Consider the following 23,882-nt stretch of genomic DNA (forward strand, 5'->3'; position numbering starts at 1 on the left):
GTGAGCATCCTCGGCCGTAAACGCGCAGACCTGCGCATCTACCTGGGCGCTGCTCCCGGTGTCGGTAAGACCTACTCGATGCTCGCCGAAGCGCACCGCCGGTTGGAACGCGGCACCGACGTGATCGCCGCGGTGATCGACACGCACGGGCGCCCGCGGACGGCCCAGCAGGTCGCGGGCATCGAGGTGATCCCCCCGAAGATCATCGAGCACGAAGGCCGCCGGCATCTGGAACTCGACGTCGCGGCGGTGCTCGCCCGGCGTCCGCAGGTGGTCCTGGTCGACGACCTGGCGCACGACAACGCCCCGGGCAGCCGTCATGCGCACCGCTGGCAGGACGTCGAGGAGTTCCTCGACGCCGGGATCACGGTGATCTCCACTGTCAACGTGCAGCATCTGGAGAGCCTGCACGACGTCGTCAGCCACATCACCGGCATCACCGAGACCGAGCGCATCCCGGATGAGATCGTGCGGGCCGCCGATCAGATCGAGCTGGTCGACATCACACCGGAAGCCTTGCGCCGCAGGCTCGCTCACGGCAACGTGTACCCGCGCGAGCGCGCCGACGCGGCACTGGAGGACTACTTCCGGCCCGGGAACCTGACCGCACTGCGGCAACTGGCGTTGCTGTGGCTGGCCGATCAGGTCGATGCCGCGCTGGCCAAGTACCGCACCGACAAGAACATCACCGACACCTGGGAAGCCCGCGAGCGGGTGGTGGTCGGGGTGTCCGGGGGCCCTGAATCCGAGACCCTGGTGCGCCGTGCATCGCGGATCGCGTCGCGTTCCGGTGCGGAATTGAAGGTGGTGCATGTCATTCAGGGCGACGGCCTGACCGCCATCTCACCGCAGGAGCGCAAGGCCGTCCGTGATCTCGCGGCCAGTCTGGGCGCCACCATGCACACCGTGGTCGGCGGGGACGTCGCGAGCACGCTGCTGGAGTTCGCCCGCAGCACCAATGCCACCCAGTTGGTGCTGGGCACCTCACGCCGGTCGCGGTGGGCGCGGATGTTCGACGAGGGCGTCGGCGCCGAAGTCATTCAGCGGTCCGGCCGGGTCGACGTGCACATGGTGCCGCACCCCGAATCGCACACCGGCATCTCGTGGTCGCGGCTGGGCCCGCGCCGCAGACGCGTCCTGTCCTGGCTTGTGGCGCTGGCGATTCCGGTACTCATCTGCGGGTTCGCGATGTGGCTGCCGGCGGGAGCGTTGGGTATCGGTGGCCACAGCGCGTTGTTCTTCACCGGGGTGCTGCTGGCGGCGCTGGTCGGCAGGGTGGGCCCGGCCATGCTCTGCGCGGCGCTGTCGGGGCTGCTGCTCAGCTACTTCCTGGTCAATCCGGTACACAGCTTCACCATCTACGACCCGGACAGCGTCGTCACGATCCTGCTGCTCCTGCTGGTCGCGGTCGGGGTCGCCGCAGTGGTGAGCCGGGCCGCCGATCGGGTGGCCGAGGCACGGCGGGCCTCGCAGGAAGCCGAACTGCTCGCGGCCTTCGCCGATTCCGCATTGCGCGACGCCGACCTGAACGTGCTGCTGGAGCGCGTCCGGGAGGCATATTCACAACGGGCGGTGAGCATCCTGACCGCCGGTGGCGACCTGGTGGCCTCCGTCGGGCAGGACCCCTGCACCGACGTCGATGCGGCCGACACCGCCATCGACGTCGTCGACCACGACTACTGGCTGCTCCTGGCGGGCCGCACCCTGACCACCCGGGACCGGCGGGTGCTCAGTGCCGTGGCCGAACAGGCCGTGAACATGCTCAGCAGGCGCTGACCCCGCCGGGGCGGGTCGGTCGACGTGCCGTTCGGCGCATACCGGCTACCGCTGGACCGACGTATTCGGGGCTGCAACGGTCACGCAACGTGACGCGCATTACGGTATGTCCATGTCCGGCTATCGCGAACTGTTCGACGCCAGTATCACCGACCCGTCGGCCTTCTGGGCCGACGCCGCCAAGTGCGTCACCTGGACCCGGGAACCGCAGCAGATACTCGATGACAGCAACCCGCCGTTCTACCGGTGGTTCCCCGACGGCGAGCTCAATACCTGCGCAAACGCCCTGGACCGGCACATCTCCGAGCGGGGCGATCAGGCCGCGCTGATCTACGACTCCCCCGTCACCGCGACCAAGCGCACCTTCACCTACCGCGAACTGCTGGACCAGACGGCCCGCTTCGCCGGTGTACTGGCCGGCCTCGGGGTCACCAAGGGCGACCGGGTCGTCATCTACATGCCGATGGTGCCCGAGGCCGTGATCGCCATGCTGGCCTGCGCGCGTCTCGGCGCGGTGCACTCGGTGGTGTTCGGCGGGTTCGCCGGGCACGAGCTGGCGACCCGCATCGATGACGCCCGGCCGAAGGTCGTGGTCTCGGCGTCCTGCGGTATCGAGACGTCCCGGATCGTGGAGTACAAGCCGATGCTCGACACCGCGTTGCGGCTGGCCGAGCACACCACGCCGAGGTGCGTGATCCTGCAGCGCGAGCAGCATCCGTGTGACCTGGTCGAGGGCCGCGACGTGGACTGGGTGCAGGCGATGGCCGACGCGCAGCCCGTCGACCCGGTGCCGGTGGCCGCCACCGACCCGCTCTACGTGCTCTACACTTCGGGCACCACCGGCAAACCCAAGGGCATCGTCCGCGACAACGGCGGGCACGCGGTGGCGCTGCTGTGGACGATGCGCCACATCTACGACATGGCGCCCGGCGAGGTTTTCTGGGCCGCCTCCGATGTCGGCTGGGTGGTCGGGCACTCCTACATCGTCTACGCGCCGCTGCTGTACGGGGCCACCACGGTGATCTACGAGGGCAAGCCGGTCGGCACCCCCGACGCCGGGGCGTTCTGGCGGGTGGCGGCCGAACACAAGGTGAAAGCACTGTTCACCGCGCCGACCGCGATCCGGGCGATCAAGAAGGAAGACCCGGACGCCGCACTGCTGGCCGACTACGACCTCTCCGATCTGAAGTACCTGTTCCAGGCCGGGGAGCGCCTCGATCCGGCGACCTACGAGTGGGCCGCCGAGAAGCTCGGCATCCCGATCATCGACCACTGGTGGCAGACCGAGACCGGCTGGGCCATCGCCGCCGACCCGATGGGCGTCGAGGCGCTGCCGGTGAAGCCGGGTTCGGCGACCGTCCCGATGCCCGGGTACGACGTGCGCATCCTCACCGCCGACGGATCGGAATGCGAAGCGGGCGAAGAGGGTTCGGTCTGCATCAAGCTGCCGCTGCCGCCGGGCACGCTGCCCACCCTGTGGGGCGAGGACGACCGCTACGTGTCCTCCTACCTGCGGGCCTTCGACGGCTACTACCTGACCGGCGACGGCGGCTACATCGACGAGGACGGCTATCTGTTCATCGTCGGGCGCACCGACGACGTCATCAACGTGGCCGGGCACCGGATGTCCACCGGATCCATCGAGGCCGTGCTGGCCGGGCACCCCGCGGTGGCCGAGTGCGCGGTGATCGGGGTGGCCGACGAACTGAAGGGCCAGATACCCCGCGGCCTGGTGGTGCTCAAGTCCGGCGCCTCGGCCGACGGGCTGACCACCGAACTGATCGACGCCGTGCGCAATGACATCGGCGCGGTGGCGAGCTTCAAGAAGGTGGACATCGTCGGCGCCCTGCCGAAGACGCGCTCGGGCAAGATCCTGCGCAAGACCATGCGCGGTATCGCCGACGGCAAGGATGAGCCGGTGCCCTCGACGATCGAGGACCCCTCGGTGCTCGAGGATCTCAAGAAGGTCCTCAAGGGCTGACCCACCCGTGGATTGATCCCCCGGCCGCTGCGCTCCTGCCCGCCGAACACGAAAGGCCCTTGGGGATCGCCGATCCCCAAGGGCCTTTCAGTGTTCTGGCGGTGCTGTGTCAGCGGTGTCTAGTCGCTGTCACCGGAGCTGTCGCCGCCGGTGCTGCCGCTGTCCGAGGAGCCCGCACCCGCGGTGCTGTCAGCGGAGTCGCTGCCGGACGTGGCGCTCCGTGTCTTACCGGGCTTGGCGGCACCGTCATCGCTGTCGGCATCGCCGGAATCGGTGTCGGCATCGCTGCCGGCTCCGTTGCCGGCGGTCTTGTCGCCACGAATCTTGCGGGGCTCGGTCTTGGCGTCGTCGAAGTCACCGTCCTCGCCGGCGAAGGCATCGTCGGCAGTGTCATCGTCGGCGGTGTCCTCGTCGGCGGTGTCCCCGGCGGTGTCCTCGTCGACCGCGCCGGTGTCGCCGTCCTCGGTCGCAGGAGCCTCGACCACGACGTCCTCGGCCGGAACCTCGGCGGCGGTGTCCTCGGCCGGAACCTCGGCCACGACATCGGCGTCGTCGGCGGTCGACTCGTCCTCGTCACCGACCACGGCGAGCGTGACGGCGTTGTTGTCGGAACCGAAGCTGGTCGACGTCACCGACGGCACCGTGACCTCATCGGCGGCGAGCGCCAAGGGAGCCACGGCCGGGGCCGGCGGGGCGAGCGCGGCGGCGATGGCCTTGGGGATCTGGACCAGGAAGAAGTCCAGGGTGCCGCGCTCGCTGAGCAGGCCCGGGAAGACCTGCGGCGGCCACTGCGGGTCGACGGTGAACTCGGGCACATAGCCGTTGATGAACGCGTTGGCGATCTTGGCCGGCGCGTTGAGCAGCGCGCTCGCCACACCTGCGAGATCTCCGGACGCCAAAGCCCCCCGCGTGGCGTCCAAGATCTCGGTGGTCTGGATGATCGCGGTGACCAGCGGGCCGAGCAGCGCGCGACCGAGGTTGCCGACGGTGTTGCGGTTGAGCACGGAGTCGAACACCCGCGCGAGCGCATGGGCGCCGATGGCGTCGGCGAAGTCGCCGGGGATCGCGAACGCGTCGAGCAGGGTCGCCCGCCCGTCGCCCAGGACATCCACCAGGAACCAGGTGTTGATCTCACCGTAGGCCTCCAGGAACCTGCCCTGGGAGACGAAGGTCAGCGACTTCTGCAGCACACCCGGCAAGTGCGCGAGCGCGGCCAGGTTGGCGCCGACCAGGTCCTGGACTGCGGCGAGGAGGCGGCCGCCGTACTCGAACGGTGCCCGCACGACCTCACCGGCGATCACCAGCGGGTTGGACAGCGTGGAGCGGACGAACGCCGCGAACTCGGCGTGCAGCGCCGGATTGCCGAGCCCGCGCAGCACCTGGCCGGAGGCCTGGATGACGTCGCCGCCCAGGCCGGCGGTCAGGCCGACGGTCTTGGAGATGGTCGCAGCCAGCACCTCGAGCGGGTTCTCGAACGCCGACAGCTCGACGGCCGCCGCCGAGCGGATGTCGGTCAGGGTGGGCATGGCGGGGGTCGCCACCACGGGGTTGACGGCCAGTGCGCCGGCACTCGCCACGGCGACGCCGGCGACCATGAACTTCACGCGATGCGATGCCGCGGCGCCGCGCGACGGAACGTCGCGCACCGGCGAGTCGGCGCTGACTGCTAGATGCACAGCTTTACTCCTCATTTTGCGGGGGTGCCTGATGGCATCCGCAACTTAAGTGAGGCTGGCCTACATTAATAGAGATACGGCACTCACTATTAGGTCAACTAATTAAGACCCGTTGGGTGCGACGTCCCGACGACGCTACCCGCGTCCGCGTATCCGAGGGGCGCTCCCCTGCGCCGCCCACCGGCCCTCGGCTCGCTCTCAGCGATTTCACAGCGGTGAGTACCTACGCTGTCGCTCGAGCCGGCCCCACCGACCGCAGGAGGAGCCACGTCAGACGGAGCCGAATCGTGCACCAGCCCCAACTGAGCGCCGGGCGCACGATTCCGGACGCGGCGGAGAAACTGCACTGGCAGCTCTTCAGGATCATGTCGACCATGCGCCGCCAGGAGTACGACCGGACCGCCGGGGGCACGCTCACCCTCACCCAGTGTTCGCTGCTCTACCTGCTGAACGACCGAGGCCCGTTGCGCATGAGCGATCTCGCCGCCGCAGAGCAGGTCGCACCGCCGACCATGTCCAAGGCGGTGCGCAGACTCGTGGAACTGGGCATGGTCCGGCGGACCCGGGATCTATCTGACCACCGCACCATCTGGGTGACGATCACCCCCAGAGGCGTTGCCGCCCAGCAGGATGCCGTCGCCAACATGTATGAGGTGATCACCTCGTCGCTGAGCCCGGTCGAGATCGAGGCCCTGCACACCGCGTTGGCGCCACTCGAGCAGCTCGCCGACAGCGTCATCGCGATGCCGACGCCGACCGATCCCGAATTCGACTATTGACCGGCGTCAGAATGTGATGCGCAGTTTCTCCCAGCCGCGCACCGTCGAGGTCGGCGCCAACTGCGCTGTGTCGTAGTCGATCTCCCACTCCGGGAACCGGTTGAGCAGCTCGTCGAGGGCGACACGGCCCTCCATCCGGGCCAGGTTCGCGCCCAGACAGTAGTGCAGCCCCTTGCCGAAGGTGAGGTGGCTGATGGTGTCACGGTGCAGGTTGAAGCTATCCGGGTCGGTGTAGCGGCGTGGGTCGCGGTTGGCCGCACCGAACAGCAGCAGCATCGCGTCACCGGCCGGCACCGTCTGCCCGTATGCCTGGAAATCCCTTGCCATCCACCGGGCGACGTGCGGTCCGGTGGGTTCGAAGCGCAGCGTCTCGTCGATCGCGCGGTTCAGCAGCGACCGATCCCGGCAGACATCACGGCGCTGATCGGGGTGCTCGGCGAGCACCTTGGCCAGCCAGCCGATCAGCCGTCCGGTGGTCTCGTTCCCGGCGCCGGCGACCACCTGGGTGTAGTGCAGCACCTCCTTGCGGGTGAGCTTGCGCAGCACGCCGTCCTGATCTTCGAACTCGACGTTGAGCAGTGCGGTCATCAGGTCGTCGGACGGGTTCTGTGCACGCCATTCCACGTAGTCGGCGTAGATCCGGCCGTCGGCGATCTTGTCCGCATCGCGCACCTTCATCGGCGCCCCGGGTTTGGTGCGCAGGTTGGCGTCGTTGGCATCGCGGACCCCGACCTGCTCGGATTCCGGTATGCCCAAGAGCATCCCGATCACGCGCATCGGCATCATGGCGGCCAGCTCGGCGATGATGTCGAACCCGCCGGAGCCGATCTGCGGATCCAGGCAGCGCACGCAGAACTCCCGGATCTGGTCCTCGATCTCGGCCATCCGGCGCGGGGTGAACACCCGCGACATCAGCCCGCGCAGCATCGTGTGCACCGGCGGATCCTCGAACATCATCACCCCGTCGGGCATGTCGAAATCCGACTGGATCAGCTCCAGGATGTCACTTCGGCTGTTGGAGAAGCTCTCCCAGTCCGACAGCGCCCGTTCGACGTCGGCGTGCCGGGACAGCGCCCAGAACCGGTACTTCTCGTTGTAGTAGAGCGGCGCCTCGTCGCGCAGCGCGGCGTAGGTGGGGTACGGATCGTGCACGATGCCGACGTCGTACGGGTCGTAGTAGACCGTCATTTCAGGCAGCTCCCGGCATCGACGGGCAGGGTCACCCCGGTGATGTAGCGCGCCTCATCCGAGGCCAGGAACAGCACCGCGTTGCTGATGTCCTCCGGATTCACCCAGGGGATCGGCAGCACGTGGAAGGTCCGGCAGATCGGCTCCAGGTCGGCTGGGCCGGGGTTCTCCAGATCCGGCCGGAACATCCGATAGGTCTTCTCGTTCATCAACATCGGGCTGTTGACGTGGGTGGGATGCACCGAGTTGACCCGGATGTTGTGCTGGCCCAGCTCGACGGCGAAGGTGCGCATCAACCCGACCACCCCGTGTTTGGCGGCCACATAGTGACCGGTGTGCGGGTAGGCCTTGGTGCCGGCCACCGAACTGGTCAGGATGATCGATCCGCCGCGACCGCCCGCCAACAGGTGCGGAACCGCGGCCTTCACCGATTTCCAGACGCCGCTGAGGTTGACGTCGATCATCTCCTGCCAGAGGTCCTCGGCCATCCGGTCCAGCCGGACCCCGGTGGTGCCGATACCGGCGTTGGCGGCGACGATGTCGAGCCGGCCCAGCTGTTCGACGCCGCTGTCGAGGACGTCCGTGAGCGCCGCGTGATCACGCACGTCGACCTCGGCGGTGACGATCCGGCGGCCCAGGTTCTTCACCAGCTCGGCGGTCTCGGCCAGATCCTCGGTGGTGGCGCCGAGTGCGGGTGATTTCTCGAACGTCGCGCAGATGTCCACGGCGATGATGTCGGCTCCCTCGGCAGCCAGCCGCACCGCATGGCTGCGGCCCTGCCCGCGGGCCGCCCCGGTGATGAATGCGACCTTGCCCTCGACCCGTCCAGTCATGCCACCGTCCTAGGAGTTCCTGGGCAGTCGCCCAACATCTAGACTGCGGCCATGTCTAGCAGCCCTGCGACAAGACGGTCAAGGGAAGGCGATTCCGACGCTCGGCGCGCGCTGATTCGGGCGACCGCCCAGATCATGCTGGAGGAGGGATACGCCGCGGCGACCTCGCGCCGGGTGGCCGCGCTGGCCGGGGTGAAACCTGCGCTGGTGCACTACTACTTCCCCAGCATGGACGAGCTGTACCTCGCCGTGTTGCGGGCCGGCGCCGAGATCAATCTGGACCGTCAGCGTCAGACGCTCGGGCAGGACACACCCCTGCACGCGCTGTGGGAGCTCAACAGCGCGACCGGCGCCCAGCTGTGGATGGAGTTCATGGCGCTGGCCAACCACCGCAAGGCCATCGCCGGCGAGATCGCCGCCTACGCGCAGCGGTTCCGCGATCTGGAGGAGGCCACACTGAGCGCGGCACTGCGCGCCCACGGAGTGGACACCGAGGCGTTCCCGCCGGTGGTGATGTCCATGATCGTGGCCAGCCTGGCTCGCATCATGGTGCTGGAACAGGGCCTGGGCATCTCCCGCGGCCACCGGGAGGCCAAGGCGTTCATCGACCGCCATCTCGACCGGTTCGAATTGCCCGGGCCGGCCTGATCCAGGCCGCAAGGGACGCGATCCACGGGCAGGACCAGATCTCATCGGCGGGTAGCACTAGCTCTCCCCAACCCATGGAACTAGTTCGATAGCAACTGTTCGACCCCGGATTGTCGGCGTAGTATCCACTGCCTTTCACGGCCTTCCAGATCAGCCTACCTGCCCAGCAAATGCCTCAAACTCTTGTTTCAGCAGGTAATTTGGTGCGATATTGTGGCCAGGGAATCGCCGCCATCGGCGGCAAGTGCGAAACACAACCGGGGGGTTGATTATGTTTTCAGCAAACTGTAGTCGGGGGTTGTTGCGACCCATCACCGGGCCCGCACCGTATGCCGCACACATCGGCCGCGTGGGAGCATTGGCGGTCGCCCTCGGCATCGGCGGCGTGATCGTCGGCGCACCTGGCGCGGCTTGGGCGGAGGAGACCACATCGACGCCCTCGTCATCCTCCTCGGACTCGAGGGACTCATCGGAATCGACGTCGCCCGCGCCGAAGTCGACGTCGAACGAACCCGCCGCGACCGGCCCGACGGGCCCGTCCCCCGATGACGGATCCGGAGATGATCCGGATATCGCGAGTGCGCTGCCGGCCGGTGCCACCGACGATGACCCGCCGACGCGCACCCCCGCCGACGATGTGGTCGAACCCGACCGGGAGCAGTCGCAAGTCGTCGGCGCTGATGTCGCGCCTGAGCGGTCCCCCGAATCGCCGACCGCCCCCACCCGGTGGGTGGCCCCGGCCGGGAAGAACAGCGACGCCAGACGGGCCGTGTCACCGACGGCTCCGACACGGACAGCGGCACCGGCCGACTCGGACTCAGTCCCCGGCCGCTTCGCGTCCCGACCGGCGGTCGCCCCGGCATCCGGAACCCGAATCGCTTCTCCCAGAGTGCAATTACCCTCGAACGAGGTCCCGGTAGCAGCGGACCAGACCACCGAATGGAGCAACCGAACCGCAGCGGCCGTCTTCGCTGCACCGACCGGGTCCACGCCGGGCGCGTCCGAGGAGTTCCGGCTGGTGGGCAACGGTCACCCGCCGGTTCACGACCCGGGCCCGATCGGGCTGGACTCGTCGGCGATGTGGGCTGTACTCGGGTCCGCTGCCCGCCGGCACTTCAGCGAGCAGGTCACCGGTCACGCACAGCTCGCCGGCCTGGCCCAGACGCTGCAAGGGGAACCGCTCGGGCAGGTCGACGAGCAGGGGCCCGCAGCGCTGATCGAGCAGCCGACGACGTCGATCTTCTTCGAATCCAGCCCGACCGTCGGTGAGGCCGCGGGAACCGTGCTGATTCCCATCGTCCGCACGGGCGACCTGACCCGGGAGTCCACGATCGAATACGGAATCACCTCCGATACCGCAACCGCCGGCGTGGATTACATCGGCCAGGGCGGAACTATCACCATGGGAGTGAATGTCGACCGCGTCTTCATCAGTGTCCAGATCGTCAACGACACTCTGGCGGAGTCGACCGAGACCTTCGTGGTGTCGATCATCAACGTGGACAGCGGCTCGCGGTTGCTCTATCCGCGGACCGCACGCGTCGACATCCTGGATGACGAAACTCCGGTGGTCGATCCGCCGTCGCCGCCGCTCACCTCGAATTACAACGTCACCCAACAGGTGGTGGCATCGGGGCTGGGACAACCGCTGGCGATGGAGTTCTCGTCCCACGATCCGTCATTGATCTACGTCGCGGAGAAGGGCGGCATCATCAAGGTCGTCGACACCGATACCGGCGTTCAGACCGTCTTCGTGGATATCAGCGCGAAGGTGAACAACATTCAGGACCGCGGCCTGATGGACATCGTGCTGCACCCGAATTTCGGTAAACCAGGCCTGCCGGGGAACAGTTACCTCTACGCCTTCTATGTCGTCGATCCCGCCGGTACCGCGGGCCAGGCCAACGCGAATGCGCGCCCCGACGGTGGCGGAAACCGCTTTGCCTATCTGGTTCGCTTCACCGCCGATGCGGCGACCAACTACACCACCGCCGTACCGAACAGCGAGGTCATCCTGCTCGGCGGCGCCCCGGCCGCTCCGGGTGGCACCGGGTTGACCCCGCGCACCCTGCAAGACATCAGCGGAGCCGGAGTCGTCGACAGCACAAGCAATTTCAGCCAGGCCGAATCCGGATTCAACGCCCAGACGGGTCAGTACGTCGACAACTACATCAAGGTCGATTCGCTCAGCCATGCCGGCGGATCGATGGCGTTCGGTCCGGACGGTGCGCTCTATGTGTCGATCGGCGACGGCACGTCGTTCAATGCGACGGATCCGCGCAGTGTCAGTGTGCAGAACATCAACAGTCTCTCCGGGAAGATCCTGCGCATCGACCCGTTGACCGGACTGGGGTTGTCCGACAACCCCTTCGTCAAGCCCGGCGATGACCTCAACGCCAACCACGCCAAGGTCTACCAGTTGGGCCTGCGCAACCCGTTCTCGATCGGGTTCGCCGAGGATGGGCGGTTGTTCATGGCGAACACCGGCTGGTTCAGTTGGGAGGAGATCGAGAGCGGCCACGCGGGAGCCAATTTCGGTTGGCCGTACTTCGAGGGCGGCGACAACGGTGTCCTGCTCAAAACCCCCGGCTACGACGCGCTTCCCGCGGACGCCGCGCGCAATGCTCCCAGCGCCGCCGCCTTCTACGCCGCGGTCGCGAACGGCACCATCAAGATCACTCCGGCCTATCGCGCTTTCTCGCACGATCCCGGCGCGCCGGGATTCCAGGCCGGGGCGATCGTGGGTGTCGACGCGGCCTACACCGGGTCACGGTATCCGGCCGAGTTCCGCAACGACATCTTCTTCACCGATGTCAACGCGGGCACCGTGTTCGTCGCCGATGCCAACAACCGCAGCGATGTGAAATTCTTGTACCGCAGCACAACTGTCCCCATCGCCTTCAAACAGGGCCCGGACGGATACATGTATGTCGCGAACATGGCCGGCACCATCACCCGGTTGCTCATCGAGTCGAAGAACCCGCCGCCATCGGACTCGCTGCTGTCACCGAAGGGCAGTGCGACCGTCGCCAACAACGTGTTCACCCTGACCAGATCCACCTACCAAGCCGGCGCCGCGATGTCGACCCAACGCATCGACATGCGCCACGACTTCACCCTCGCCTTCGACATCAACCTGGGCACCAACGACTCCGGCGGCGACGGCGCAGCCCTGGTGTTCCACAATGATCCACGCGGCGTCAACGCCATCGGCACCACCGGCAGCGGCCTGGGCGTCGGCGGAATCCAAAACGGACTCGCCATCGAATTCGACACCTACAACAGCACCACCGCACACCTGAACACCTCCCGCATGCCCGGCGCCGACATCGCCGCCGACCACACCGGCTTCCTCGACACCGACGGCACCTACGCCAGCACCCCCACCGCACTGCCCAACCTCGAAAACGGCGCCTGGCGCACCGTCGTCGTCACCTGGAACGCCACCACCCAAACCATGAGCTACACCATCAACGGCCAACCCACCGCAACACCACTGACCGCCAACATCATCAACACGTTCCTCGGCGACTCCAACTACGCCCACATCGGATTCACCGCCGGCACCGGCGGCAGAAGCAACACCCAAAGCATCCGCAACTTCACCCTCGCCGCCACCTACGAAGGACAAGCACCCGCCGCCAACCCGCCGTTCGCGGGTTCGGATACGGCGACGACGCAAGCCGGTAAGGCGGTGACCATCAATGTGCTGGCGAACGACAGCGATCCCGACAATGACCCGCTGACGCTCATCGAGGTGACGAACCCGGTGAACGGCACGGCGACGCGAAACATCGACAACACCATCACCTACACGCCCAGGGCCGGCTTCTTCGGATTCGACGGATTCTCCTACACGATCTCCGACGGAACGATGCAGAGGTCCGCACAGGTCAGCGTCACGGTCACGCCGCAGGCCGGGGTGGTGCTGTCACCGAAGGGCAGTGCGACCGTCGCCAACAACGTGTTCACCCTGACCAAATCCACCTACCAAGCCGGCGCCGCGATGTCGACCCAACGCATCGACATGCGCCACGACTTCACCCTCGCCTTCGACATCAACCTGGGCACCAACGACTCCGGCGGCGACGGCGCAGCCCTGGTGTTCCACAACGATCCACGCGGCGTCAACGCCATCGGCACCACCGGCAGCGGCCTGGGCGTCGGCGGAATCCAAAACGGACTCGCCATCGAATTCGACACCTACAACAGCACCACCGCACACCTGAACACCTCCCGCATGCCCGGCGCCGACATCGCCGCCGACCACACCGGCTTCCTCGACACCGACGGCACCTACGCCAGCACCCCCACCGCACTGCCCAACCTCGAAAACGGCGCCTGGCGCACCGTCGTCGTCACCTGGAACGCCACCACCCAAACCATGAGCTACACCATCAACGGCCAACCCACCGCAACACCACTGACCGCCAACATCATCAACACGTTCCTCGGCGACTCCAACTACGCCCACATCGGATTCACCGCCGGCACCGGCGGCAGAAGCAACACCCAAAGCATCCGCAACTTCACCCTCGCCGCCACCTACGAAGGACAAGCACCCACTTCCGGCCCGGGTGTGGGTGCCTCCGTTGCTCCGGCGCGGGCGCTGAAAGTCAGCGCAATGCAAAGCGCATCGGAGCGCAGCAGTTCCAGGTCCTACCGCGATCTGGTTCCGGGCTATTGGTTCACGGCATCCGACGACGAGTTTCTGCAGGGGGTGTGGGACTCGTTCGCCGAGCGGGGCTAGAGGCCCGCTCGTTCCAGGGCCTCGTCGAACTCCTCATCGGCCAGCCGGTGGCTCTTTCCTCCGGCGACCGCGCGGGTCCAGACGGCGGCGACCTCCTCGGACACCAGTGCGAACTTGTCGTCCCAGGCTTCGGAATCCAGTCGCCAGTAGCCGGTGACGTCGAGCTGATCGATCGCCCAGCCGGCACCCCGCAGGTACTTGCGGACGGCTCGTGATTCGGCGGCCTCCCCGGCGAACCAGCAGTACCCGCGACCGGGCGGCAACTCCAGCTCACGAACCAGATGCGCAAGATTGCTTGCCGCATAGCCGTTTCCGGTCCCGACGCTGGCCACGACGGTGAGGTCCGGGTGGGTCGGCAGATAGTCGAGGTCCTCATCCTCGGCCACCTCGACGATCGCGGTCACCGGCACGCCGCCGGGCAGCTTCTCGATGATGCGGGCGGCGGCGGGCAGCCCCGACAGATCCGCCACCAGCAGTTGCCAGTCGGTGCCCGGGCCAGGGAGATACCAGGAACGCGCGTGGTCGAGCCCGACGCGATCGCCGGGGCCGGCGCCGGCCGCCCACGTGGTGGCGACGCCGGGACCGTGGCGCACCACGTCGATGTCGATCAGGTCACCGTCACAGTGGCGCACGGTGTAGTTTCGGCCCTGCCCGCCCGGGAAGTACACCCCCACCGCGGAGTCACCCGCCTGCCGCACGTCGAGCGCCCCGGGGTCGTCCACCCGCAGCGTGATTCTGCGCAACCGCGCGTTCAGATCCTGGACCCGCACCACGGACGCCGACGACTTGTGCACCCCGCCACGCTAGCCAGGGCGCTCGCGAGGACACCGCCTGACCGCCTCCGGGGCCGAGTTCACCGCACCGCTTTCGATAACCGCAGCAGCGGCAATACAGGCGTATGGAGCAAACCCGACCGAGTTAGCACCCGGCCGGCAGGGAACCCGCTGACCGGCGCAGCAAAGTAAGGTATGCGCCCCATCGTGGTTGCTGGACTGCCGTGTCGCGATTTTTGAACAACGGCTCAAAGTGGCGGAGACTGACCCGACGGGACAGTTGCGCTGTTCCGTATGCCCTGCTGACCTGCTAACTTCGCTAATTGTGTGCACCCCACCGGGGGGGACGCCGATTATCGGACGACTCAGGAGTGAAACACCGTGAATACCACCAAGATCGCGGCCGCGTTTGCGGCCGCGGCCATTGCCGCCGCGGGGGCGATCACCGCGGCCACCGCACCGACGGCGATTGCCGAACAACAGATCGCCGTGAACACCACCGAGCTCGGCAGCCAGGCCAAGCTCATCGACGGCGACGTCGTCCAGGGCTGGACGGTGACGGGGCTGCAGGTCAGCACCGACACCATCCCCCACGCGGTGCAGGGCACCCTGTGGGAGGCCACCGCCACCGATGAGGCCCTGCAGGGCAACGCCACCCCGATCGTGTCCAACTTCAACGCGCGGGCCGCCGACGGCCAGACCTACCGCGCGCTGTTCGGTGTCGCGACCCCCCAGGGCGTGAATCCGTCCACCCTGGCGCAGGGGCAGCAGACCAGCGGCAAGATCTACTTCGATGTCACCGGTGCCGCGCCGGACAGCGTCGTCTACGCCACCAACGCCAACGATCTGATCGTCTGGCTCACCCCGCCGCCCGCACCGAGCACCGGATCGGCGGTCGGCGAAACCCGCAGCTACCAGGAGCCGGCCGCCGAGACAGCGGAGACCACGACCACCGAAGCTCCCGAGACGCCGGCCGCCCCCGCCGGGGCCGAGGCGACCGCCCCGGAACCGACCGCGGTGCCCGCCGGTAGCCAGGGCACTCCGCTGCCCGAGGGTGCCCCCGAGACGGCCCCGGTCCCGGCCGGAAGCCAGGGCACCCCGCTGCCCGAGGGCGAGCCCGGCACGACCCCGGCCGGCATCCAGGAGGCTCCGGCCGCGGCGGCCGCTCCGGCCGAAGGCACCGCCCACGGACCGGAGGCGGCCCCGGCTGCGGAGGCCGCACCGGCCGAGGCCGGTAGCCAGGGCACCCCGCTGCCCGAGGGCGCGGCACCGACCACCACCCCGGTCGTCGCGCCGCCGGCGTAAGCACCGGTACCCGCGTCATACGAACATCGGCGCCCCGGTCCGCGACGGACCGGGGCGCCGATTTCGGCTCTGAGGCGTCAGGAGTGGGTGGACCACCAGGTGTACAGGTGGTCCAGCGTCGGCCCCGCCGGGCGACCCTGCACCACGGCGATCATCTGCTCGTCGATGTTGGTCCACGCCAGCATCGGGTTGTCGTTCTGGATGCCGCAGACCAGGGTTCCGGCGACCTCGTGCGGGGTGGCATTGCGCCGCCACGGACCCGGTGACTGGATCCGGCCGGGACAGTCGACCACGGTGGTTGTGGACGCCAGGTCCTCGATGGCCGCATTGAGCGCATCGGATCCGGTCAGCAACGAATAGGTCGCCGACATCGGTCCGCCCGGATCCTTGTTGACGGTGCAGGCGATGGTCGACATCGCACCGGCCAATCTGGCCACCGGTTCACACGCCCCGGCCGGATAGCCCTTCGGGATCGCCTTCATCAGCCGGGAATTCGGATTGTCGGCATCCGACTCGGCGGAAGTGGTTTCCGCCGTTGCTGTTTCGGCCGCCTGCTGCTGCGCGGGTTCGTCCGGCGAGGACGGCCGCAACACCAGATACGTCGCCCCGGCGCCGATCGCCACCACGGCGGCGGCGATCCCGACGATGAGGCCGACGTTGGGCCCCCGCTTCGCCGGGGGACGCGGGACGACGGGCGGCGGGCCCCCACCCTGATTCCAGGTACTCACGCCACTCCCTCCTGAGGTGTCCCGCTCTACGCTAGGTGATGGACAGTGCAATACCGTCCAGGATGTCGTGCTCACTGACCACGAGTTCGTCCAGGCCGGCCCGCTGCGCCATCACCCGGGCAAGTTCCTCCACGATGATCGCCCCACCCGGGATGACGTCCGCACGCCCCTCGTGCATGGGCCCGAGCGCCGAGCGCTCCGGTCCGGTCATCGAGATCAACTCCGCGCACACCGGCAGCAGATCGCTGAAGGCAGTACGGGACAGGTGAATCGCGGCCGGATCGTAGACCGGCAGCCGGTGCGCCAGCGCGGCCAGCGTGGTGAAGGTGCCCGCCACCCCGACCCAGGTGTGCGCACCGTCCACCGGCACCGCCTGCAGCGCTTCGGCCAACCGCTCACGCACGACCGCACGGGCGGCGGCGATCTCGGTCTCGGTCGGAGGGTCCGAATGCAGGCAGCGCTCCTTGAGCCGCACACATCCGATGTCGGCGGAGAAGGAGGCGGTCACCCCGGGGTGCCCCGGCCCGCCGCCGAGCACCAACTCGGTGGATCCCCCGCCGAGATCGACCACCACGAAAGGCGCTGCGGCAGAATCCAGTTCGCCGACGGCTCCACGGAAGGACAGTTCGGCTTCCTCGGTACCGGTGATCACCTCGGCCACCGCGCCTGCCGACACCGTGCCCAGCAGCCGGGCTGTCATCGCGAAGAACTCGTCGCGGTTGCCGGCGTCACGGGCCGCCGAGGTGGCCACCATGCGCACCTTGTCCACCCCGTGTCCGTGCATCAGGTCGACGTAATCGGACAGCGCAGCCTCGGTGCGCGCCAACGCTTCCGGCGCGAACTCACCGGTCGCGTCCACGCCCTGGCCGAGCCGCACGATGCGCATCTCGCGGTGCACGTCGCGCAGTCCGTCCGGGGTGGGTTCGGCGATGAGCAACCGGATGGAATTGGTACCGCAGTCGATGGCGCCGACGGTCACGTCCACACCTCGGGGTCCAGGATGCCGACCATCCCGGGCTCGGCCGCCAACACCGCGAGTGCCTCGTCACCGAACGGGTTCACCCCCGGCCCCTTGGCCAGCGAGTGCGCGATCACCACGTGCAGGCATTTCACCCGGTCCGGCATGCCGCCACCGGTGAAGGTGGTGCCCAGCGGTTCGATGGCGTCCCGCTCGGCCAGGAAGGACTCATGGGCGCGCAGATAGGCGGCGGCCAGTTCCGGATCCTGCGCCAGCCGTTCGGTCATCTCCCGCATCAGTCCCGAGGACTCCAGCCGGCTCGCCGCGGCGGTCAGCGCCGGGTGGGTCAGGTAGTACAGCGTCGGGAACGGGGTGCCGTCTGGCAGCTTCGGCGCGGTCTTCACCACGGCGGGCTCGCCGTTGGGGCACCGGTACGCGATCTCCAGGACGCCGCGCGGTTCACGCCCGAGTTGGCGGGCGACGGCGTCCAGGTCCTCCGGCTCAACCACCGGCGGGCGGGGTCGGCGGGGCGGGCGGGGGCGGAGCATCCGGCGCGGGCGGGATGACAGGAGAACGCGGGTGCGGGGCATCGGCGATGGTGTGCCACAACGAGGTGTACCACGGGTCGGTGGAGACGGCCGTGGGTGCTTGCGGACCGGCCTCCGGTTCGGCGGCGGCCCCCGGCGGCAGCTGCACCTGATACGGGATGTCGCCGGGCATCACGAAGCCCAGCCGTTCCCGGGCCTGGGCGGCGATGAACACCGGGTCGGCCAGCTTGATCTTCTGCTGCTCCAGATCGGCGATCTGCGAACGCAGTTGTGCTTCAACCATTTTCAACTGATTCATCTCGGTTCGCTGGGCGAAGTAGGTGCGCACCGGGCCGGCGATGGTCAACGTCAGGACGCACACCACCGCGGCCAGGATCGCCGCCCGCCGGGCCGCCGACCCGAACCGCTGATCGGCGTGCTGTTCGCTCGCTTCGGTGACCGACCTGCGGATCGCCGCGGCGACGGTGTCCGGTCCGGAATCCTCGGCGCCGGTCTCGGCCGCCTTGGCGGACTCGCGGGCCTGTTTACCCTCTCGGCTCTCGATCGCCCGGGGCTCGCGGCGCGTCGACGCACCCCGCGGACGGCCCGCCGCGCCCGCCTTGCCCGGCCTGGGGGCAGGGCCGCGGCGGCGCGGATCGGGCCGTTTCGCGTCGGGCATGAAACGAAACTACTTGCTCTCCACCGCGTACCGCGGGAAGGCCAGGTCACCGGCGTACCGGGCGGCGTCGCCGAGGGCCTCCTCGATGCGCAGCAGCTGGTTGTACTTGGCCACCCGCTCGCTGCGGGCCGGCGCACCGGTCTTGATCTGGCCGCTGCCCACCGCCACCGCCAGGTCGGCGATGGTGGTGTCCTCGGTCTCACCGGAGCGGTGGCTCATCATGGTGCGGTAACCGCTGTTGTGCGCCAGCGCCACGGCGTCCAGCGTCTCGGTCAGCGTGCCGATCTGGTTGACCTTCACCAGCAGCGCGTTGGCGGCACCCTTGTCGATGCCCTCCTCCAGGCGCTCCGGGTTGGTGACGAACAGATCGTCGCCGACGAGCTGCACCCGGTCACCGATGGCGGCGGTCAGCGCGACCCAGCCATCCCAGTCGTCCTCATCCAGCGGATCCTCGATGGAGACCAGCGGGTAGGCGTCGAGCAGGCCGGCGTAGAACTCGGCCATCTGCTCGGCGGTGCGGGTCTCGTTCTCGAACGCGTAACCGGTTCCCTTGGTGTGGAACTCGGTGGCCGCCACATCCAGCGCCAGGGCGATATCGGTGCCGACCTTGAAGCCGGCCGCCTCGATGGCGGTGCCGATCAGATCGAGTGCGGCCGTGGTGCCCGGCAGGTCCGGGGCGAAGCCGCCCTCATCACCGAGGCCGGTGGACAGACCCTGCTTCTTGAGCACCGCCTTCAGCGAGTGGTAGACCTCCGCACCCCAGCGCAGCGACTCCTTGAACGTCGGCGCACCGATCGGCGCGATCATGAACTCCTGGACGTCGACACCGGTGTCGGCATGCGCGCCGCCGTTGATGATGTTCATCATCGGCACCGGCAGGATGTGGGCGTTGGGTCCACCCAGGTAACGGAACAGGGGCAGCCCGGCACTGTCGGCGGCGGCCTTGGCGACCGCGAGCGAGACGCCCAGGATCGCGTTGGCGCCCAGCCGGGACTTGTCCGGGGTGCCGTCCAGGTCCAGCAGAGCCTGGTCGACGAGCCGCTGGTCGTCGGCGGACTGGCCGATGACCGCGGGCGCGATCTCGTCGAGAACCGCCTCCACGGCCTTCTCGACGCCCTTGCCGCCGTACCGGGTACCGCCGTCACGCAGTTCGACGGCCTCGTGCTCGCCGGTCGACGCGCCCGAGGGCACCGCGGCCCGGGCGATCGTTCCGTCGATCAGGGCCACCTCGACCTCAACTGTCGGGTTACCACGAGAATCGAGGATCTCGCGGGCTCCGACCTGTTCGATGATGGGCACGGGCTCCTCCTAGAAACACGACGATGAGATGACGGGTCTGACGCTCGACCAAGAGCCTAAGGGTTGGCCAACGCGGGGGTGCGTTCAGCGTGAGCTACCGCGGGCGTCCCTCGGCGTAGGCAGTGGCCCAGTCCCGGACGTTGCGTGCGTACTGATTGGACAGGTTGTAGGCGCGTAAAGCTTGCATCCAGCCCTTCGGCGTGGACAGGTCCTTGCCCCGCCAGCATAGATAGCCCGCCGCCGACAGCGCGGCGTCGTCGAAGTTGTCCGGGCTGATCTCGCCGTCGTTGTTGGCGTCCACCCCGTACAGCCGCCAGGTCTCCGGGATGAACTGCATGGGGCCCATCGCCCGGTCCAGCTGCGCGTCACCGTCCAGTTCGCCGTTGTCGGTGTCGAGGATCTCCATGTTGCCGCGGGTGCCGTCGAGCTGCACGCCGCGGATCAGCGGTGTGATGTCGCCGTTGGCGGCGATGGCGGAGCCGTGATAGGTGCCGTGGTGGCTCTCGATCATCCCGATACCGGCCAGCGTCGTCCAGGCCAGGTTGCACTTCGGGTTGACGACCTGGGCCACCCGGGCGGCGTAGGCATAGGCCTCCAGCGCCTTGGCCGGGATCCCGACCACCGGGGACAGGTCGGCGGCCCACTCGCTGAGCGCATCGGCGGGCCGGCCGGTGGCGTTGGTGTCGATCTCGGGGACCGGGGCGCCCGCCGGAGGCGGCACCCCTTCGGGGATCGGATTGCCGGTCTGCCAGGAACAGCTGGACGCCAGCAGGAGCAGCGTGGCGACCACGACGGCGGTCACTCGCAGCCAGCGGGCCCGCATCGGATGCGGTTCGGTGGGCGTCGCCGACTGCACCGGGGGCGCCGAGGCTACTGCGGGAACGGTCGACGCCGGGGACGACACACTCCCTACGTCGGACAAGGCACTCCCTCAAAACCCCGCGCTTCTGATATCGAAGCGGCCGTTCAACCCCGCTCAAGAGTAACGGGGCGACGGGGGCCCGCACCGGATCGTGGCCCGCGATCCCCCGATTAAGGCAGGTATGCCTATCCAACCTTGATCGAACGGGTACTGTGCACCCAGCCACCTAGGAGGTTCGATGAAACGGCATTTCGCCTGGCAGATCCCGGTTGTCGCAGCAGCACTCGCTCTCAGCGGATGTTCGGGCAGTGGCTCCGACGGCGAGTCGGACACCGCAACCGCCACGACGACCTCGGGCGCGTCGGCCACCACCTCGGCGGCCGCGGCGGCCAACCCGCTGACCGAGAAGGCGGCCGTCGAATACAAGGCCTACGCCACCGCCCAGATCGACCGCCTCGTCGCCGACGTCAAGGTGTTCACCGACGCCGTCCGGGCCGGCGATCTGCAGGCCGCCCAGGACGCCTACGCACCGTCACGCGCGCCGTGGGAACGCATCGAACCGCTCGCCGGGCTGGTCGAGGAGATCGACGGCAAGATCGACGCCCGCGTCGACGATTTCGCCGGCGTCGACGACCCGGCATTCACCGGCTGGCACCGCCTGGAGTACCTGCTGTTCGAGAAGAACACCACCGAGGGCGGCGCGCAGTTCGCCGATCAGCTCGACGCCGACGTCGCCGCGCTCAAGGAACAGTTCCCCGCGGTCGAGGTGAAGCCGGTCGACGTGTCGACCGGTGCGGCCGAACTGATCGAAGAGGTCTCCGAGGGCAAGATCACCGGTGAAGAGGACCGCTACGCCAAGACCGACCTGTGGGACTTCGACGCGAACCTGCAGGGTGCCCGTGATGCGGTCAACAAGCTGAGCCCCGCGTTGGTGGAGGCCGATCCGGCGCTCCTGGGCAAGATCGAGGCCGGCATCAACTCGGTGTTCGAGACCCTGGGCCCGCTGCGCCGCGGCGACGGCTGGGTGCTGTTCTGCACCGAGAACGACCCGTACCCGTCCGCGCGCTGCCCGCAGGTGACCGTCACACCCCAGGTGATCGACACCCTCAAGGCCCAGCTGGCGGGGCTGTCGGAGAACCTGTCGCAGGTCTCGGGAGTACTGAAGCTGCAGTGAGCCAGCCGCAATGAGCCGTGGCATTTCCCGGCGCGGATTCGTCGCCGGGGCGTTGAGCGCCGGGGCAGCAGTCGGAGCGGGAGCGGTGGCGGGCTGCAGCCCCGAGCCGCAGGTTCCACAGCCGACCGAACGATTCATCGACTTCGAGGGTGCGCACCAGCCCGGGATCACCGCGCTGCCGATCCCCGAACAGGGCCTGGTCGCGTCGTTCAACGTGCACGCCAGGAACCGCGCCGAACTCGCCTCGACGCTGCGCGAACTCACCGACGAGATCCGCGGGCTGATGGCCGGCAAACCGCCGGAGACCCGCGACCCGGCCTACCCGCCGGTGGACTCCGGGATCCTCGGCGAGAAGCCACCTGCGGACAACCTGTCCATCGTGGTCGGCGTCGGCGCCTCCCTGTTCGACGACCGGTTCGGGCTGGCCGACCGTAAGCCGCGCGAACTGATCACCATGCCGTTCCTGGCCAACGACCGCCTCGACCCCAAGCTGTCGCACGGAGACATCTCGGTCATCTTCGAGGCCGGCCACAACGACACCATGCAGTTCGCGCTGCGCCAGTTGATGCGGCGCACCCGCAGCGACCTGGTGCTGCGCTGGATGATCGACGGGTACGCCCGCGGCATCGGGGCGGGCGCCGTGTCGGAGGCGGCCACCCCGCGAAACCTGCTGGGGTTCAAGGACGGGACCTCCAACCTCGACGTCTCCGACGACGCCCTGCTCGACCGGCACGTCTGGGTGGGGCCCGATGACGACGAGCCGGACTGGACGGTGGGCGGGACGTATCAGGCCGTGCGCATCATCCGGAACTTCGTCGAGTTCTGGGACCGCACCCAGCTCGTCGAGCAGGAGGCACTGATCGGCCGCGCGAAGGTCAGCGGCGCCCCGCTCGGCATGGCCGGCGAGTTCGACGAACCGGATTTCGCCGCCGACCCCGACGGTCAGCGGATCAAACTCAACGCCCACATCCGGCTGGCCAACCCGCGCACCCCGGAGTCCGAACAGAACCGCATCCTGCGCCGCGGGTTCAACTACTCCCGCGGGTTCGACGGCGCCGGACGACTGGACCAGGGCCTGGCCTTCATCTCCTACCAGCGCAGTCTGCAGAAGGGCTTCCTGGCGGTGCAGGCCCGGCTCAAGGGTGAGCCGCTCGAGGAGTACATCATGCCGGTCGGCGGCGGGTTCTTCTTCGTGCTGCCCGGGGTGATGGGCCATGACCGGTTCCTCGGCGATGAGCTCGTGGACTGATCGGTCTACTAGGACCGGTAGTAGACACCCGGTAGAGTCCGGTTGGTGACCTCGCCGACCACACGCGCGCGCGGCCTGCGCGCTGCGCTGGTCGGCGTCAGCGCGGCGGCGGGCACCACCGGCGCGCACGCGGCGGCCTCGGGCTCCTTCCCGCACGGCGCCGCCCTGATGGCCGCACTCCTGGTGTGCGCCACCGCCGGTGCGGCGGCGGCCGGCATCCGGCTGCACAACCGGCACGCCCAGCGACTCGGTCTCATCGCCGCCCTGGGCGCCGCCCAACTGCTCGGGCACCTGACCCTGGCGATGACCGGCGGCCACCACGGGTCACCGGGCCTGGACATGAGCCCGTCGATGCTCGCGGCGCACGCCGCCGCGGCGGTGGTGCTCGGAGTCGCCATCGGCGCCGTCGAACACCTGTACCTGGTCTGCTCCTCGGTGCTGCGCTGGCTGCGACTGTTCGCCACGCGCACCCCCCGCCCGGCGCCCAAACGGATCCGGCGGCACACCAACAACGTTGTCGCACAGTCACTTCTGTGGCACACCGGGCTGGGCATGCGCGCCCCGCCGATGGGTGAGCGCGCGACCGCTTAGCGGTCGTCTGCTCTCACGATGCCGCGGCCCGCCGGTCGCGGCCGTCCGCACGTCCGCGTCCTGCGGCGTCGCGTCCATCTGCCACATCTCAAGCCGAAGGCTGTCC

18 protein-coding genes and 1 pseudogene are annotated in these 23,882 nt (G+C 68.5%); 9 read left to right on the forward strand and 10 right to left on the reverse strand.

Annotated features, from left to right (window positions below):
• Together K0O62_RS23135 and K0O62_RS23140 are read left to right on the forward strand one after the other, a co-directional pair.
• A complete protein-coding gene (locus K0O62_RS23135) occupies positions 1-1,776 on the forward strand; it encodes a sensor histidine kinase (protein ID WP_073858094.1) in 1,776 nt (591 codons plus the stop codon).
• A gap of 103 nt (positions 1,777-1,879) precedes the next feature.
• A pseudogene (locus K0O62_RS23140) lies at positions 1,880-3,757 on the forward strand (propionyl-CoA synthetase); the annotation flags it as partial.
• Positions 3,758-3,876: 119 nt separating this feature from the next.
• Here K0O62_RS23140 and K0O62_RS23145 read toward each other — a convergent pair.
• Positions 3,877-5,433: a hypothetical protein gene (locus K0O62_RS23145; RefSeq protein ID WP_131817435.1), complete on the reverse strand. Its 1,557-nt coding sequence runs from the start codon at positions 5,431-5,433 to the stop codon at positions 3,877-3,879.
• 287 nt (positions 5,434-5,720) lie between these two features.
• On the opposite strand from K0O62_RS23145, the gene K0O62_RS23150 reads away from it, so the two are divergent.
• The gene (locus K0O62_RS23150) at positions 5,721-6,212 is read left to right on the forward strand and encodes a MarR family winged helix-turn-helix transcriptional regulator (RefSeq protein WP_079244216.1); all 492 of its coding nucleotides are present in this window, start codon (positions 5,721-5,723) and stop codon (positions 6,210-6,212) included.
• 6 nt (positions 6,213-6,218) lie between these two features.
• Here the strand turns inward: K0O62_RS23150 and K0O62_RS23155 are convergent, their stop codons facing one another.
• Both K0O62_RS23155 and K0O62_RS23160 read right to left on the reverse strand, forming a co-directional pair.
• A complete protein-coding gene (locus tag K0O62_RS23155; RefSeq protein ID WP_073858068.1) occupies positions 6,219-7,400 on the reverse strand; it encodes a cytochrome P450 in 1,182 nt (393 codons plus the stop codon).
• On the reverse strand, positions 7,397-8,233 hold the full coding sequence (locus tag K0O62_RS23160; RefSeq protein ID WP_073858069.1) for a mycofactocin-coupled SDR family oxidoreductase: 837 nt from the start codon (positions 8,231-8,233) through the stop codon (positions 7,397-7,399). The genes K0O62_RS23155 and K0O62_RS23160 overlap by 4 nt, the downstream gene beginning before the upstream one ends.
• Before the next feature lie 51 nt (positions 8,234-8,284).
• Between K0O62_RS23160 and K0O62_RS23165 the strand changes: the two genes are divergently transcribed.
• Both K0O62_RS23165 and K0O62_RS23170 read left to right on the forward strand, forming a co-directional pair.
• Positions 8,285-8,881 carry a TetR/AcrR family transcriptional regulator gene (locus tag K0O62_RS23165; RefSeq protein WP_073858070.1) on the forward strand — a complete coding sequence of 199 codons (597 nt, stop codon included), beginning with the start codon at positions 8,285-8,287 and terminating at the stop codon, positions 8,879-8,881.
• Between the two features lie 349 nt (positions 8,882-9,230).
• Positions 9,231-13,631: a lectin-like domain-containing protein gene (locus K0O62_RS23170; protein WP_220045473.1), complete on the forward strand. Its 4,401-nt coding sequence runs from the start codon at positions 9,231-9,233 to the stop codon at positions 13,629-13,631.
• Here K0O62_RS23170 and K0O62_RS23175 read toward each other — a convergent pair.
• Positions 13,628-14,425, reverse strand: coding sequence for a siderophore-interacting protein (locus tag K0O62_RS23175; protein WP_073858072.1), 798 nt, complete (start codon positions 14,423-14,425; stop codon positions 13,628-13,630). The genes K0O62_RS23170 and K0O62_RS23175 overlap by 4 nt on opposite strands.
• Positions 14,426-14,785: 360 nt before the next feature.
• Between K0O62_RS23175 and K0O62_RS23180 the strand changes: the two genes are divergently transcribed.
• Entirely contained in the window at positions 14,786-15,709 is a 924-nt protein-coding gene (locus K0O62_RS23180; protein WP_097934255.1) for an MPT63 family protein, read from the forward strand.
• A 77-nt stretch (positions 15,710-15,786) separates the two neighbouring features.
• On the opposite strand, the gene K0O62_RS23185 is transcribed toward K0O62_RS23180, so the two are convergent.
• The 6 genes from K0O62_RS23185 to K0O62_RS23210 form a co-directional block, all read right to left on the reverse strand.
• Entirely contained in the window at positions 15,787-16,437 is a 651-nt protein-coding gene (locus K0O62_RS23185) for a hypothetical protein (RefSeq protein WP_073858073.1), read from the reverse strand.
• Positions 16,438-16,468: 31 nt separating this feature from the next.
• The gene (locus K0O62_RS23190) at positions 16,469-17,416 is read right to left on the reverse strand and encodes a Ppx/GppA phosphatase family protein (protein ID WP_165637015.1); all 948 of its coding nucleotides are present in this window, start codon (positions 17,414-17,416) and stop codon (positions 16,469-16,471) included.
• Positions 17,413-17,904: a DUF501 domain-containing protein gene (locus K0O62_RS23195; RefSeq protein ID WP_097934253.1), complete on the reverse strand. Its 492-nt coding sequence runs from the start codon at positions 17,902-17,904 to the stop codon at positions 17,413-17,415. Before K0O62_RS23195 ends, K0O62_RS23190 begins: the two co-directional genes overlap by 4 nt.
• On the reverse strand, positions 17,897-18,601 hold the full coding sequence (locus tag K0O62_RS23200; protein ID WP_220045474.1) for an FtsB family cell division protein: 705 nt from the start codon (positions 18,599-18,601) through the stop codon (positions 17,897-17,899). The genes K0O62_RS23195 and K0O62_RS23200 overlap by 8 nt, the downstream gene beginning before the upstream one ends.
• 9 nt (positions 18,602-18,610) lie before the next feature.
• A complete protein-coding gene (gene eno, locus K0O62_RS23205; protein ID WP_073858858.1) occupies positions 18,611-19,900 on the reverse strand; it encodes a phosphopyruvate hydratase in 1,290 nt (429 codons plus the stop codon).
• Between the two features lie 94 nt (positions 19,901-19,994).
• Positions 19,995-20,723 (reverse strand): lytic transglycosylase domain-containing protein, encoded by a 729-nt coding sequence (locus tag K0O62_RS23210; protein ID WP_073858938.1) that lies wholly within the window; start codon positions 20,721-20,723, stop codon positions 19,995-19,997.
• A 277-nt stretch (positions 20,724-21,000) separates the two neighbouring features.
• Between K0O62_RS23210 and K0O62_RS23215 the strand changes: the two genes are divergently transcribed.
• From K0O62_RS23215 to K0O62_RS23225, 3 genes are read left to right on the forward strand one after another with little or no spacing between them, the layout of a single operon-like run.
• Positions 21,001-21,936: an EfeM/EfeO family lipoprotein gene (locus K0O62_RS23215; RefSeq protein ID WP_073858859.1), complete on the forward strand. Its 936-nt coding sequence runs from the start codon at positions 21,001-21,003 to the stop codon at positions 21,934-21,936.
• Positions 21,937-21,946: 10 nt separating this feature from the next.
• The gene (locus K0O62_RS23220; protein WP_073858860.1) at positions 21,947-23,185 is read left to right on the forward strand and encodes a Dyp-type peroxidase; all 1,239 of its coding nucleotides are present in this window, start codon (positions 21,947-21,949) and stop codon (positions 23,183-23,185) included.
• Positions 23,186-23,230: 45 nt separating this feature from the next.
• The gene (locus K0O62_RS23225; RefSeq protein ID WP_073858939.1) at positions 23,231-23,776 is read left to right on the forward strand and encodes a hypothetical protein; all 546 of its coding nucleotides are present in this window, start codon (positions 23,231-23,233) and stop codon (positions 23,774-23,776) included.
• Positions 23,777-23,882: the final 106 nt, after the last annotated feature.

Origin of the sequence: Mycolicibacterium diernhoferi (assembly GCF_019456655.1) — a bacterium.
In the GTDB taxonomy this organism is placed as follows: Bacteria; Actinomycetota; Actinomycetes; order Mycobacteriales; family Mycobacteriaceae; genus Mycobacterium; species Mycobacterium diernhoferi.

Excerpts from the sequence above, each read along its gene's own strand:
- K0O62_RS23155 (WP_073858068.1), bottom strand. The coding sequence starts at position 7,400 with ATGACGGTCTACTACGACCCGTACGACGTCGGCATCGTGCACGATCCG.
- K0O62_RS23160 (WP_073858069.1), bottom strand. The coding sequence starts at position 8,233 with ATGACTGGACGGGTCGAGGGCAAGGTCGCATTCATCACCGGGGCGGCC.
- K0O62_RS23165 (WP_073858070.1), top strand. The coding sequence starts at position 8,285 with ATGTCTAGCAGCCCTGCGACAAGACGGTCAAGGGAAGGCGATTCCGAC.
- K0O62_RS23200 (WP_220045474.1), bottom strand. The coding sequence starts at position 18,601 with ATGCCCGACGCGAAACGGCCCGATCCGCGCCGCCGCGGCCCTGCCCCC.
- K0O62_RS23210 (WP_073858938.1), bottom strand. The coding sequence starts at position 20,723 with ATGCGGGCCCGCTGGCTGCGAGTGACCGCCGTCGTGGTCGCCACGCTG.
- K0O62_RS23215 (WP_073858859.1), top strand. The coding sequence starts at position 21,001 with ATGAAACGGCATTTCGCCTGGCAGATCCCGGTTGTCGCAGCAGCACTC.
- K0O62_RS23220 (WP_073858860.1), top strand. The coding sequence starts at position 21,947 with ATGAGCCGTGGCATTTCCCGGCGCGGATTCGTCGCCGGGGCGTTGAGC.